Annotated in this window: 13 protein-coding genes; 2 read left to right on the forward strand and 11 right to left on the reverse strand. The window is 71.9% G+C overall.

The features are described from left to right. Positions 1–151 precede the first annotated feature (151 nt). Complete coding sequence (locus tag SLV14N_RS11205; protein WP_263269209.1) at positions 152–433, reverse strand: acylphosphatase; 282 nt, start codon at positions 431–433, stop codon at positions 152–154. A gap of 270 nt (positions 434–703) precedes the next feature. Here SLV14N_RS11205 and SLV14N_RS11210 point away from each other — a divergent pair, with 270 nt between their 5' ends. Further along, positions 704–1495 (forward strand): CAP domain-containing protein, encoded by a 792-nt coding sequence (locus SLV14N_RS11210; RefSeq protein ID WP_263269211.1) that lies wholly within the window; start codon positions 704–706, stop codon positions 1493–1495. Between the two features lie 61 nt (positions 1496–1556). On the opposite strand, the gene SLV14N_RS11215 is transcribed toward SLV14N_RS11210, so the two are convergent. Next, positions 1557–2012, reverse strand: a complete 456-nt coding sequence (locus tag SLV14N_RS11215; RefSeq protein WP_263269212.1) for a flavodoxin family protein — start codon at positions 2010–2012, stop codon at positions 1557–1559. Positions 2013–2049: 37 nt separating this feature from the next. On the opposite strand from SLV14N_RS11215, the gene SLV14N_RS11220 reads away from it, so the two are divergent. Continuing rightward, positions 2050–2475 (forward strand): helix-turn-helix domain-containing protein, encoded by a 426-nt coding sequence (locus tag SLV14N_RS11220; protein WP_263269214.1) that lies wholly within the window; start codon positions 2050–2052, stop codon positions 2473–2475. A 15-nt stretch (positions 2476–2490) separates the two neighbouring features. Here the strand turns inward: SLV14N_RS11220 and mutM are convergent, their stop codons facing one another. The 9 genes from mutM to SLV14N_RS11265 all read right to left on the reverse strand — a co-directional run bounded on the left by mutM (position 2491) and on the right by SLV14N_RS11265 (position 12719). After that, positions 2491–3417, reverse strand: coding sequence for a bifunctional DNA-formamidopyrimidine glycosylase/DNA-(apurinic or apyrimidinic site) lyase (gene mutM / locus SLV14N_RS11225; protein ID WP_263269217.1), 927 nt, complete (start codon positions 3415–3417; stop codon positions 2491–2493). Positions 3418–3510: 93 nt separating this feature from the next. Then, positions 3511–4350 carry a ribonuclease III gene (rnc, locus tag SLV14N_RS11230; RefSeq protein ID WP_127153206.1) on the reverse strand — a complete coding sequence of 280 codons (840 nt, stop codon included), beginning with the start codon at positions 4348–4350 and terminating at the stop codon, positions 3511–3513. 19 nt (positions 4351–4369) lie between these two features. Then, positions 4370–4543 carry a 50S ribosomal protein L32 gene (gene rpmF, locus SLV14N_RS11235; protein WP_003951102.1) on the reverse strand — a complete coding sequence of 58 codons (174 nt, stop codon included), beginning with the start codon at positions 4541–4543 and terminating at the stop codon, positions 4370–4372. Between the two features lie 2 nt (positions 4544–4545). Then, on the reverse strand, positions 4546–5178 hold the full coding sequence (locus SLV14N_RS11240; RefSeq protein WP_208687820.1) for a DUF177 domain-containing protein: 633 nt from the start codon (positions 5176–5178) through the stop codon (positions 4546–4548). 167 nt (positions 5179–5345) lie between these two features. Continuing rightward, positions 5346–6536: an ATP synthase F0 subunit B gene (locus SLV14N_RS11245; RefSeq protein ID WP_263269218.1), complete on the reverse strand. Its 1191-nt coding sequence runs from the start codon at positions 6534–6536 to the stop codon at positions 5346–5348. A 130-nt stretch (positions 6537–6666) separates the two neighbouring features. Continuing rightward, a complete protein-coding gene (gene coaD, locus SLV14N_RS11250; protein WP_026169199.1) occupies positions 6667–7179 on the reverse strand; it encodes a pantetheine-phosphate adenylyltransferase in 513 nt (170 codons plus the stop codon). After that, positions 7176–7775, reverse strand: coding sequence for a 16S rRNA (guanine(966)-N(2))-methyltransferase RsmD (gene rsmD, locus SLV14N_RS11255; RefSeq protein ID WP_208680810.1), 600 nt, complete (start codon positions 7773–7775; stop codon positions 7176–7178). The genes coaD and rsmD overlap by 4 nt, the downstream gene beginning before the upstream one ends. A gap of 195 nt (positions 7776–7970) precedes the next feature. Then, entirely contained in the window at positions 7971–11015 is a 3045-nt protein-coding gene (locus tag SLV14N_RS11260) for a helicase-related protein (protein WP_263269219.1), read from the reverse strand. Positions 11016–11072: 57 nt separating this feature from the next. Beyond that, positions 11073–12719, reverse strand: coding sequence for a DAK2 domain-containing protein (locus SLV14N_RS11265; RefSeq protein ID WP_263269220.1), 1647 nt, complete (start codon positions 12717–12719; stop codon positions 11073–11075). Positions 12720–12763: the final 44 nt, after the last annotated feature.

The following is a 12763-nucleotide window of genomic DNA, read 5'->3' on the forward strand; positions in this document are numbered from 1 at the left end:
CGCGGGGGCGTAGAGATCATCCGTACAGCGGCAGCCTTGCACGGGTCGGCCGAGTTGGCAACCACCAGGCCTTATCTCCCGTAAGCAGCTGACAAAGACGCATCCGCAAGAGCGCCTTTGACGGCCGTACGGACCGTTCCGGCGGGCCGGATCAGCGGATCTCGAAGCCGTCATAACCCCCGCGGGGCGTGTCCCAGATCTCAGTGACTCCGTCGACCCGCCCGGGCGTGTCTCCGGTGCGGAGCCAGTCGAGCAACAGGTCGCAGTGATCCTTCGGGCCCTCGGCGACCACCTGGACGCGGCCGTCACCGAGATTGACGGCAAATCCGGCGAGTTCGCCGATGCGAAGAGCGTTGGCCCGGGTGAACCAGCGGAACCCGACACCCTGGACCTGACCACGTACCCACGCGGTCACTCGGACAGCTTCATTCATGTGTGCACGCTAACCGGCCAATTGCTCAGTGGTCACTTCTGCCCCTTGCGCCATGGCGTACAGTCCCCCGACAGCGAGGCTCACTCTTATGGGTGAGCCATGTTGACGCTGAGGACGGAAGGAAGACAGCGGATGGGCCGCCATCGACGCTCTGCTCCCCATGCTCCCGAGGCCCCCGGTGCGGGGCCTGTTGACGCACCGACGGCTGCCCGGCACGGTGCGCCGGACACGACGCGGCACCGCGGGCACCGCGCGGCGCGCGGCCGCGGTATGACCCCCGTCCGCACCGGACTGCTCGGCGCCTCGGCGGCGGTGGCGATGGGAGCCGTGGCGGTCGCCTCCGGACTGATCCCCGGCAACGGCCAGTTCGACGGGGGCCCGGGCGACCAGGGCGACCGCGTCCGGGCCGGTGCACTGCCGGAGGCCACCCGGCCGCTGGGCGGCATCTCCGCGTCCCCGACCGACCGCGGCACGGACGAGGTGAGCCGCGGCAGTGCCCGCCCCAAGGCCCCCGGCACCGGCCATGCCTCCGCCGTCACCACCCCTTCGGCGTCCCCCTCGCCGCACCGGCCGTCCAAATCCCCCACCGGGAAGACCGATTCGCACCGGTCCGCCCAGCCCGCCGAACGGCCGTCCTCGGCCTCGCCCGAGCGCACGGCAGCAGCGTCGAAGACCCCTGACGCCCAGTCGTCCGCGGAAGCCCAGGTCCTGTCCCTGGTCAATCAGGAGCGCGCCCAGGCCGGCTGCTCCCCCGTGACGGCGGACAGGGAATTGGCCGGTCTCGCACAGGATTTCAGTGACGACATGGCCCGGCGCGGCTTCTTCGACCACACCGACCCGGACGGCGACACGCCCTGGGACCGCGCCCGTGCCGCGGGCATCGACGACCTCGGCGGCGAGAACATAGCCCGCGGCCAGGCCAACGCCCAGTCCGTCATGGACTCCTGGATGGACAGCCCCGGCCATCGCGCCAACATCCTCAACTGCGAGTACAAGACCCTCGGCGTCGGCGCCCACTTCGGGTCGGGCGGCCCGTGGTGGACGCAGGACTTCGGCTTCTGAGGCAGCCCGTCCGGCGGTGACACCGCCGCGCCCGGACACGCCCGCGCCGCCCCGTGACGGATCACGGGGCGGCGCGGGCGTTCTGCGTACCGGGACCGGAGGCCTGTGGTCCGTGGTGCGCCGGCCAGGCGGCGAGGGCGGCGCGGCCCGCGACGACGATGCGGGCCTGCTCGGCGATACGGCGTCCGAGGTGCTCGGCGGTGGAGGAGTTCCAGCCGGGGAGCAGGTTGAGGCTGACCCGGCTCATGCCGTGCTGGGCGGCGAGCACCGTGAAGAACTGCAGGGTGTGCAGCTTGTCCCCGCTCGTGGAGGCGGAGTTGGTGAAGCCGGCGGCGAGCTTGTCCTGCCAGGCGCGGGTCGCCCAGCGCTTGGCGCTCGCCTCGGCGAAGGTGTGGAAGGCGCCGGAGGCCGTCCCCATATAGGTCGGCGAGCCGAAGACGATCGCGTCGGAGGCGTCGAGCTGCGCCCACTGGGCTTCGGTGATCTCGCGAAGAGAACTAACTTTTAGAAAGCGCAACCCATTAGTTAGCGCTGCGCGAGGGTATGGTGTACCCATGGCGACCGAACCCACCGGCGAGACGGCCGGGGAGCCCACTCCCGGCTGTACGGACGATTTGGCCTACGACGTCTTCGCGCGCGACTGCCCGTCCCGCGACACGCTCCGCCACATCACCGACCGATGGGGCAGCCTGACGCTCGGCGCCCTGCTCGACGGGACCTTCCGCTTCAACGAACTGCGGCGCCGGGTGGCCGGGGTGAGCGAGAAGATGCTGGCCCAGACCCTGCACGCACTGGAGCGGGACGGACTCGTACACCGCGAGGCACAGCAGACCAACCCGCCCCGGGTGGATTACGCGCTGACGCCGCTGGGCGACCAGGTCGCCCGTCAACTACGGATGCTGATCGACCTGGTGGAGGACCGGATGCCGCAGGTCCTCCGGGCCCGCGAGCACTACGACGCCCGGCGCACCGCGGAGTGAGCCACGGGCCCGCGCTCAGGCGCGCGGCGGCCGCTGGCAGCGGGGGCAGAAGTAGCTGGAGCGGTTCATCCAGGGACGGCGGCGGATCGGGGTGCCGCAGCGGCGGCAGGGCTCGTCCTCGCGGCCGTAGGCGTCCAGGGAGCGCTCGAAGTAGCCGGACTCACCGTTGACGTTGACATAGAGGCTGTCGAAGCTGGTGCCGCCGACGGCGAGCGCGGCATTCATCACGTCCCGTACGTGGCCGAGCAGCTCGGCGGTGCGCGGGCGGGTGAAGGTGGCGGTCGGCCGCTCGTAGTGGAGCTTGCTGCGCCACAGCGCCTCGTCCGCGTAGATGTTGCCGACGCCGCTGATCAGCGTCTGGTCGAGCAGCGCACGCTTGACGGTGGTCCGGCGGCGGCGCAGCGCGTCGTGGAACGCGGCGTCGTCGAAGGCGGGATCGAGCGGGTCCCGGGCGATGTGCGCGATGACGTCGGGCAGGTGGTCGGCGTCGCCGGGGACGGTGTCGTGCAGCGACAGGCCGCCGAAGGTGCGCTGGTCGACGAAGCGGAGTTCGGTGGCCAGATCGTCGGCGAAGCCGATCCGGATCCGCAGGTGCTTCTCCTCGGGGGCGTCCTGCGGCTGGACCAGCAGCTGGCCGCTCATGCCGAGGTGGGCGAGGATGGCCAGCCCGTGGGTGACGGACGGCGTGACCATCGGGGTGATGCCCTCCGCCGCGGTCTGGGCGGACGGCCCGCCACCGGTCACCGGGAGCCAGAGGTACTTGCCGCGCCGGCGCGCCGTACCGAGGCGCAGCCCCTTGAGCCGGGCCGCGAAATCGGCCGCCCCGGCCGTGTGCCGGCGGATCGCCCTCGGATGCCGCACCTCGACGGCGTCGATCGTGCGGCCGCTGACCCAGCGCTCCAGTCCGCGGCGTACGACCTCGACCTCGGGCAGCTCGGGCACGGAGGGCTCCTTGGGAACGACGGTGGGGCGAAAGACTTCTGACCCCGTCCGGGGCGACGCGCGGCCGCCCCGGACGGAGTCAGAATCGGTGCTTCAGTGTGCCGACGACGAACCGTCGCCGGCGGCCGGAGCCGAGTTCTCCGCTGCCGGCGACACCTCGTCGCCGGAAGCTGCCGCCTTGGCCGCCTCGTCCGCCGCGGCGCGAATCGCACGCCACGCGGACTCGGCCGCCTGCTGCTCGGCTTCCTTCTTGCTGCGGCCGGTGCCGGTGCCGTACGAGACACCACCGACGCGGGCGGCAGCAGTAAAGGTCTTCTCGTGGTCGGGGCCGGTCTCGGTGACCAGGTACTCCGGAACGCCGAGGCCTTCGGTCGCGGTGAGTTCCTGGAGGCTGGTCTTCCAGTCCAGGCCCGCGCCCAGGCTGGAGGACTTCTCGATCAGCGGGTCGAAGAGCCGGTGCACCAGCTCGCCGGCCGCGTCGAGACCCTGGTCGAGATAGACCGCGCCGATCACCGCTTCAAGGGTGTCGGCGAGGATGGAGGCCTTGTCCCGGCCGCCCGTGCCCTCTTCGCCCCGTCCGAGGCGGATGAAGGCGCCGAGGTCGAGGCCGCGGCCCACCTCGGCAAGCGCACGCGAGTTGACCACCGCGGCCCGGAGCTTGGCCAGCTGGCCTTCCGGGAGATCGGGGTGGATGCGGTACAGCGTGTCCGTGACCACCAGGCCGAGCACCGAATCCCCGAGGAATTCGAGCCGCTCGTTGGTGGGCAGACCGCCGTTCTCGTATGCGTACGAGCGGTGCGTCAGCGCACGCACCAGAAGGGCGGACTCGAGCTGGTACCCGAGCCGCCCTTCCAGAAGCGTGTGGGACGAGGCTGTGTCCGCCGGAGTCGGTTCATCCCCGCGTTTGCGGGAAGTCGAGTTGGCGTCTGACATGGAGCCTGTCACCAGCCGCTCAGACCTCGAGGACCTGGCGCTTGTTGTAGGTGCCGCAGCTCGGGCACGCGATGTGCTGCTGCTTCGGCTCGTGGCAGCGCTCGCACGCCACCAGGGTGGGGACCGCAGCCTTCCACTGCGACCGGCGGTGGCGCGTGTTGCTGCGCGACATCTTCCGCTTCGGAACAGCCACGGCTACTTCTCCTGCTTCTCGTCGACGCCCGCTTCGGCGCCGCCCATGTTGTCCTTCTCGCCGTCCTTGACGGTCCCGGCGAGTCCCTGCAGTGCCGCCCAACGGATGTCGACGGCGTCGTGGTGGTGGTCCGGGTCGTCCGCCAGCCGCACTCCGCAATCGGAGCACAGACCGGGGCAGTCGTCCTGGCACACCGGCTGCATCGGCAGTGCAAGCACCACCGCGTCACGCAGCACGGGTTCGAGGTCGAACAGGTCGTCCTCGAGGAAGAGGGTGTCCTCCTCATCCTCGGCGTCGTCGCCGGCGTCCGCCTCGCGGACCCGGGCATCGGCGTCGGGGTAGGTGAACATCTCCTGGAAGTCCGCGTCGAGCTCTCGCTCCAGCGGCTCCAGACACCTTACGCACTCCCCCTTGACGGTTGCACGGCCGGTGCCTGTGACAAGCACCCCGTCCATGACCGATTCCAGGCGGAGGTCGAGCTCGATCGATGCGCCCTCGGGCACGCCGATGACCTCATTGCCGAGGTCCCGGGGGGCCTCGACGGAGCGGGAGACCCTCTTGAGCGCACCGGGACGCCGGCCCAGCTCGCGCGTGTCGAACACGAGAGGGGAACGGTGGTCGAGGCGGGCGTTGATGGCTTCCTGCTTTCTACGGGGATTGCGTGCCGCCGTATGCCAGAGGTGCTGGATTAGGGCAGCAGAGATCGCGGAAATACGCGCGACCGAAGAGCCAGGATACTGGACGGGCCCCGATAGGCCCAATCCGCTACCGGCCGCCGCCCCGGCCCCGCGGGCGGGACCGCCTACTGGCGCCTCTCCTCGTACTGCCGGAGCTGGTCCAGGTCGATCATGCTGGTGTCGAAGAGGCTGGTCTCGTCCAGCGCACCGGGCTGGGCGGCGGGGTTGTGCGGGGCGTGCTGGGGCTGCTGGGGCACCTGCTGCTGGAGATACGCGTGCGGGTCGTAGCCCTGCTGCTGGGCCTGCTGGGCCTGCTGGGCCTGCTGCTGCCAGTCGTAGCCGTACGGATTCTGGTGCTGGGCGTCCTGGACGTACGCCGCCTCCTGCGGCTGCTGCTGGTAGCCGTAGACGTCCTGCTGCTGGGGGTAGGCCGCGGGGTCGTAGTAGCCCTGCTGCTGAAGCTGGGGCTGGAGGGGCTGCTGGTGCTCCTGAGGCTGCTGGGGCTGCGCCTGGGGCATCGGGGGCACCTGGGGCGGCTGCGGTGCCTGGGGATGCTGTGGTGCCTGGTGCTGCTGTGGTGCCTGGTCGGCGCCGATGTCCGCCAGGCCGGCGAGGTAGTCGGCGTCGGCCTGCGGATGCCCGGACCGCGGATCGCCCTGCGCCGCCAGATGGACGGCCAGCTCATCGATCGCCTGAGCGCCCTGGAGCTTGTCGCGGCCCCGGCCGACCGCCTCCAGCGTCTTGGTCAGCACGGCCTGGAACGCCCCGAACTTGGCGTCCACATAGGCATCGGCGCGCTGCCTGAGGGTCTCCGGGTCGCCGCTGCGCTCCGGGGCCTCGGTGTCCTCGTAGCCCTGCTCGTCGAGCCCCGGGCCGCGGCCGAGCAGCTTCTCGCGGCCGCGGTCGACGGACCCGATGGTCTTGGTGAGCACGACCTCGAAGTTGGCGAGCTTGCTGTCCACGTAGTCGTCGGCCTCGGCGCGGATCTCCTCCGCCTCCCGGCGGGCCTCCGCCAGGATCCGGTCCGCCTCCTCCTGGGACTGCCGGGCGACCTCGGTGTCGGAGATCAGCGATCCGCGCTGGGCGTGCGCGGTCTCGATGATCCGCTCCGCTTCCGCCCGCGCCTCCTCGACCATCTGCTCCCGCCCGCCGAGCAGCTCCTGCGCCTGTGCGAGGGAGCCCGGCAGCGCCGCGCGCACCTCCTCCAGCATGGCGAGCAGCTCGGCGCGGTTGACCACGCACGAGGCCGACATGGGCATGGACCGGGCACCGCCGACGGTCGCGACGATGTCGTCGAGCTTCTTCTGCACGTCCACCTTGGACTCGCCACTCTCTGAAGGGTTTTGAACGACGGAACGGGACGACTGTACGTCCACCGGCCCTCCGCCCGACACCACCTGACGCCCCATCAGTCCGGCATCGCGCGGGGTGCGCCGAGTGCGGTGATCAGTCCTTCTTCCGCAGGCGCTCGGTGAGGGCTTCGAGGACGAACGGCGGGACCAGGTGGGAGACATCGCCGCCCCAGGCGGCGACCTCCTTCACGAGGCTGGAGGAGAGGAAGCTGTAGGTCGGATTGGTGGGGACGAAGAGCGTCTCCACCCCGGACAGGCCGTTGTTCATCTGGGCCATCTGCAGCTCGTAGTCGAAGTCGCTGACGGCCCGCAGCCCCTTGACGATCGCGGGGATGTCGCGCTGCTTGCAGAAGTCGACGAGCAGGCCGTGGAAGGCCTCGACCTCCACGTTGCCGTACTCGGCGGTGGCCCGGCGGATCAGGTCGATCCGCTCGTCGACCGTGAACAGCCCCTGCTTGGACTGGTTGATCATCACGGCGACGTGGACGACGTCGTACAGCTTGGAGGCACGGGCGATGATGTCCAGATGCCCGTTGGTGATGGGGTCGAATGACCCCGGACAGACGGCGCGGCGCAACTCGGTTTCCTCGCTCTCCGATCCGGTCATGACACGCTTGCTGACGTCGATACGGCGGACGCCGAAGCGGCGCGACCGTACCAAAGCGTCCCCTCGCCGTAGCGACGGGCCTTGATCGCTTCAAATCCGTCCGGCCATGGGAACGTGCCGCCTCTGGTGCTCCGCTCCACGGTGACGAGTGCCTGCTCCGCAAGCCACCCCTGACCACGGAGTGTGAGCAGGATCTCGCAGAGTTCCGCGTCGGAGACCACGTAGGGCGGGTCCAGAAAGACGATGTCGTACGGCTCGCCCGGGGCGGGTGCGGCGGCGGTCTGCTCGGCCTTGCCGGCCCGGACCTCGACGCCGGGGAGGCCGACCGTACGGACGTTGTCCCGGATGGTGCGCACCGCGCGGGCATCGGCCTCGACCAGCAGGACTTGCGCGGCGCCGCGGGAGAGCGCCTCCAGGCCGACCGCACCGGAACCGCCGTACAGATCGAGGACCCGGGCACCGGCCAGCGGTCCGTCGAGCGACTCCCAGGTGGAGAACATGCCCTCGCGCGCCCGGTCGGAGGTGGGGCGGGTGCCGTTTCCCGGTGGTACGGCCAGGCGGCGGCCGCCGGCCGTACCGGCGATCACGCGGGTCATGGGCCCGTCCTTACGTTGCGCGTGGTCGGTGTACTGAGGGGGAGCCGGGCAGGCTCCGCACCTCCACGATATTCCGTCAGCCGACGGCCGACGTCCGGCCGGAGCTTCCGGGAGCGCGGTGCGCGGTGATCGATCTCACGTGGCGGCGGGCCGCCGGTCCCTGCCCGCCGCGCCCGGCCTCGCCACGGGGGTCTCTCACCCCTTGTCCAGATACTGCTCCCGTTCGTCGTCCAGCAGGGCGGACAGGGCGATCCGCAGCTCCGGATATCCGGACAGCTCGGGGTCGGCGGTGACGAGTTCGGTGGCCTCGTCGCGGGCGGCCGCGATCACCTCCTCGTCGTCGATGACCGCGAGCATCCGCAGCGAGGAGCGGACGCCGGACTGCGCCTGGCCGAGGACATCGCCCTCGCGCCGCTGTTCCAGGTCGATACGGGAGAGTTCGAAGCCGTCGAGGGTGCCGGCCACGGCGGCGAGCCGGGCGCGGGCCGGACTGGCCTCGGGCATCTCGCTGACCAGCAGGCACAGACCGGGCGCCGCGCCACGGCCGACCCGGCCGCGCAGCTGGTGCAGCTGGGAGACGCCGAAGCGGTCCGCGTCCATGATCACCATGGCGGTGGCGTTCGGGACGTTCACCCCGACCTCGATGACGGTTGTCGCGACCAGCACATCCAGCTCGCCGGCGGCGAACCGGCGCATCACGTCGTCCTTGTCGTCCGGCGCCATCCGGCCGTGCAGCACCGCCACCCGCAGGCCGTCGAGCGGGCCGGTGGTGAGCTGCCCGGCGATGTCGAGCACCGCGAGCGGCGGCCGCTTCTCCTCCGCGTCCTCCGGTGAACTCGCCTTGGCCGCCGCGCCCTTGGAGCCTGCCGCGCCCTTCTTCGCCCCCTTGGGCGCGTCCTCCTCGTCGCCGATCCGCGGGCACACCACATAGCCCTGGTGGCCGGCCGCGACCTCTTCGCGGACCCGCTCCCAGGCGCGCGCCAGGAAGTGCGGCTTGTCCTTGGCGGGCACCACATGGCTGGCGATCGGTGAGCGTCCGGCGGGGAGCTGGTCCAGGACGGAGGTCTCCAGATCGCCGAAGACGGTCATGGCGACCGTGCGCGGGATGGGCGTCGCCGTCATCACCAGCAGATGGGGCGGCTGTTTGCCCTTGCCGCGCAGCGCGTCCCGCTGCTCGACACCGAACCGGTGCTGTTCGTCGACCACGACCAGCCCCAGGTCGTGGAACTGCACCTTGTCCTCGATCAGGGCATGGGTGCCGACGACGATCCCGGCCTCGCCGGTGACCAGGTCGAGCAGCGCCTGGCGGCGGGCGGCGGCTCCCATGGAGCCGGTCAGCAGCACCACCTTGGTGCCCCGCTCCGCGCCGCCGAGCATCCCGCCCTCGGCCAGCTCCCCCATCATCTCGGTGATCGAGCGGTGGTGCTGCTGGGCCAGGACCTCGGTCGGCGCCAGCATCGCGGCCTGGCCGCCGCTGTCGACCACGCCGAGCATGGCGCGCAGCGCGACCATGGTGTTGTGGGTGACGGTGAAGTGGTCGGTCACATAGGCGTGGGAGGGGTGCCCGACGCTGATGCACTGGACGGGTTTGCGGCCGACGTACTCGATGGCGTGGATGGCGCGCCGGAAGCCGGCGCCGTCCTCCGGGCGGCCTGCGGATCCGCCGGGCACCGCACGCTCGGGGGCCCCGGCCCGGAAGGGCGGAGACACCTCCGGCAACGCCACGTAGACGTCGTACGCGCCCTCCCGCACGGGACGGAGCTGGGCACAGCCGCCCAGGGAACGCACCAGCCAGGCCAGATCACGGGCCAGCGGAGCGGCCGCCGCGCGGTACACCGCGGCGCCCCCCGCGGCCATGCCACCGGCGTCCATCAGGCCCTGCACCACGGCCAGCCGGTCCTTGAGCGGGGCGTTGCGGTACGCGGGCGGCACCCGGTCCGCCGGACGGTCGCCGCCGGCGTCCCCCAGCGCCCGCCCCACCTCGTAAGGGTCGAGCGGCCGTGCCTCGCCGCCCTCCAGATCCACCGGTGTGGCCGGGGCGATGGACCACTTGGGCCGGCCGTCGGCCCGTAGCAGGTCACCCCGCAGTTCACGCGTCGTCAGCACCTGCTCCCCCGTACCGCGGGTCCCGACGATCCACAGATGCTCGTCATCGCACTCGACGGTGCTCCCGTCGGACAGCACGAGACGCCACACCTCCCGCTCCCCCTGCGGGAAGACGCCGTCCACCACGGCGAGCTCCCCGTTCGGCACCACCACTTCGGTGCCGACGGTCATCTCCCCCATGGGACGGAAACCGCGCGGCGTGAGCACCAGTGCGTCCAGCGGCTGCGCCTTGCCGGAGCCCACCTCGCCCTGGAGGAGGCGGTGCATGGGGTGCTCGGTCGCCAGGTCGTCGAAGATCTCCTGGCTGACCTTCTGCTGGCCTTCGGTGAGGGTGAAGGGCAGCTTGGCGTCGAAGGCGTCGAGGATGCCGCCCTTGGCCAGGGTCCGTGCCACGGCGGGGAGTTGGGTCTCGGCGCGCCGGCGCCGGGCGAGCGCGACCTGGAGGACGAAGGCCTCGTCCCACTTCAGGCGGGCCCGCGCATCGGCGATATCGGCCTTGGTGGCCGGACGGTGGATCTTCAGCAGCGCCTCGGTGAGCGGGACCAGCGCCCGGCCCTCGCGCAGCGATTCCGGCAGCGGGTCGACGGCGTCCTGCGCGCTGGGCAGCACCGCGTCGACCGCCTTGGCGATCTTCCAGGACGCCATCTGCTGGCAGGCCGGGTAGATCGGCATGAGCTGGTTGGCGAAGGCGCTGACGGCGTCATCCCCGTCGTCGGCAGCGCGGTCGAGGAGCTCGTATTCGGGGTGGGCGAGCTGCAGTTTGCGGTTGAAGACCGAGACCTTGCCGGCGAACATCGCGCGGCGCCCCGGGAGCAGGTCCTTGTGGGGCTTGTGGATGCCCTTGCCGAAGAAGACCAGCCGGAGCCGGCCGCTGCCGTCGGTGAGCGTCACCTCCAGGCGCTGTCCGCGGCCGCCGTTGAACTTCAGCACCCGGGCGTCCGCGACCTGCGCGACGACCGTGACATGTTCGTCCAGCGGGAGGTCCGCGAGACGGGTCAGTTCACCGCGCTCGGCATAGCGGCGCGGATAGTGGTGCAACAGGTCGCCGACCGTATGCAGGTCGAGATGCTCGGCCAGCACCTTCGCGGTGGTGCCACCGAGGATTTTCTTCAGGGGTTCGTCGAGCGCTGCCACGCATCCATTGCACACCACACCTGTGACAATCGCGGCTCACCCACCGGTCCGGTGCGCTCACTCCACGCCGATGAGCAGCGGCGCCGCGTGCTGTCCGCCCTCGTAGACGACCGTGTCCACGGCGAGATGGCGCTCGCGGACATGGCGCTCCAGCCGCTCGGCGAGTGCGCCGGGCGCGTCCGCGCCGAGGACCAGGGTGACCATCTCCCCGCCCGCGGACAGCATCCGGTCGAGCACGGTCATCGCGGTGCGGGTGAGGTCGGAGCCGATCACCACGACATCGCCGTCGATCAGGCCGAGGACGTCCCCGGCCTGGCAGACCCCGGCCATCGTCCACGACTGCCGTTCGGCGACCGCCAGCTCGGCGTAGCGGGTGGCGCCCGCCGCCGCGGTCATCGCGACCACGTCCTCGTCGAAGCTGCGGCCCGGTTCGTGCACGGCCAGCGCCGCGATGCCCTGGACCGCGGAGCGGGTGGGGATGAGGGCGACCCGGACGCCTTCGGTGCGGGCCTGTTCGGCGGCGGCCGCCGCGGTGTGCCGCAGCTCGGGGTCGTTCGGCAGCAGCATCACCTCACGGGCGTGCGCCTGCCGGATCGCCTGCACGAGTTCGCCGCTGGCGGGCGGCTCCCCGGGGCGTACGGCGACCGGCATCGCACCGGCCTCCGCACACAGTCCGGCGAGCCCGGCGCCCGGCACCACCGCGACCACGGCCCGCGCCGTCATGGCCGGCTCCTTGGTGCGGGAGGCGCCGCCGAAGTGCGTGATGCGGACCCGGTAGGGGCGGCCCGCCTCGATGCCGGCCTCCACCGCGGCGCCCGCATCGTCGACATGGACATGGACGTTCCACAGACCGTCGCCGCCGACCACGACCAGGGAGTCGCCGAGCCCGTCGAGCCGGGTCCGCAGCCGCGCCACCGCCGCGTCCCCGGCCTCCAGCAGATAGATCACCTCGAAGGCGGGCCCCTCCGGGTCTCCGCAGCCGTCCGCCGCCGCCCCGTCCGCGACCTCGCAGCCGGCGGCCTCGGGGAGCGGGGCGTCGGCCCGTACGGCGACCGGTGTCGCCGAGACCTCCCCGGACAGCGCGTCGGCGAGCGCCCCCAGCAGGGCGACCAGTCCACAGCCACCGGCGTCCACCACACCGGCCCGGCCGAGGACGGCGAGCTGGCCGGGGGTCGCCTGCAGCGCGGTGCGGGCGCCCTCGTGGGCGGCGCGGGCGACCTCGGCGGCACCGGCGGCCCCGGCGGCGGCCCGCTCCGCGGCGTCGGCGGCGGCGGTCGCGACCGTCAGGACGGTGCCCTCCACGGGGTGGGCGACGGCCTCGTACGTCGATGCGGCGGCCCGGCGCAGCGCCTGCCGCAGCGCGTCGGCCGAACCGTCGGTGGCCGCGAGCACCTCCGTCATCCCGCGCAGCAGCTGCGCCACGATCGTGCCGGAGTTGCCGCGCGCCCCGATGAGCGCGCCGTGGGCCATGGCACCGATCGCGTCGGCGAGGCAGGGGGCGGTGCCGGCCGAGGTGTGCCCGTCGAAGGCGGCCTCGACCGCGCGGGCGGCCGATTCGAGCGTCAGATAGAGGTTGGTGCCGGTGTCACCGTCGGCCACCGGGTAGACGTTGATCGCGTCGATCCGCTCGCGTTCCCGGCCGAGCGCCTCCAGAGCCAGCCCGCACCAGGAGCGGACCGCGGCGGCGTCGAGCGGGTACGGCACGTCGTCCTCCTGGGTCGCGGGATGCACCGCACAGTAGCCGCGCT

Origin of the sequence: Streptomyces sp. Je 1-4 4N24, assembly GCF_026239515.1 — a bacterium.
Classification (GTDB): domain Bacteria; phylum Actinomycetota; class Actinomycetes; order Streptomycetales; family Streptomycetaceae; genus Streptomyces; species Streptomyces nigrescens.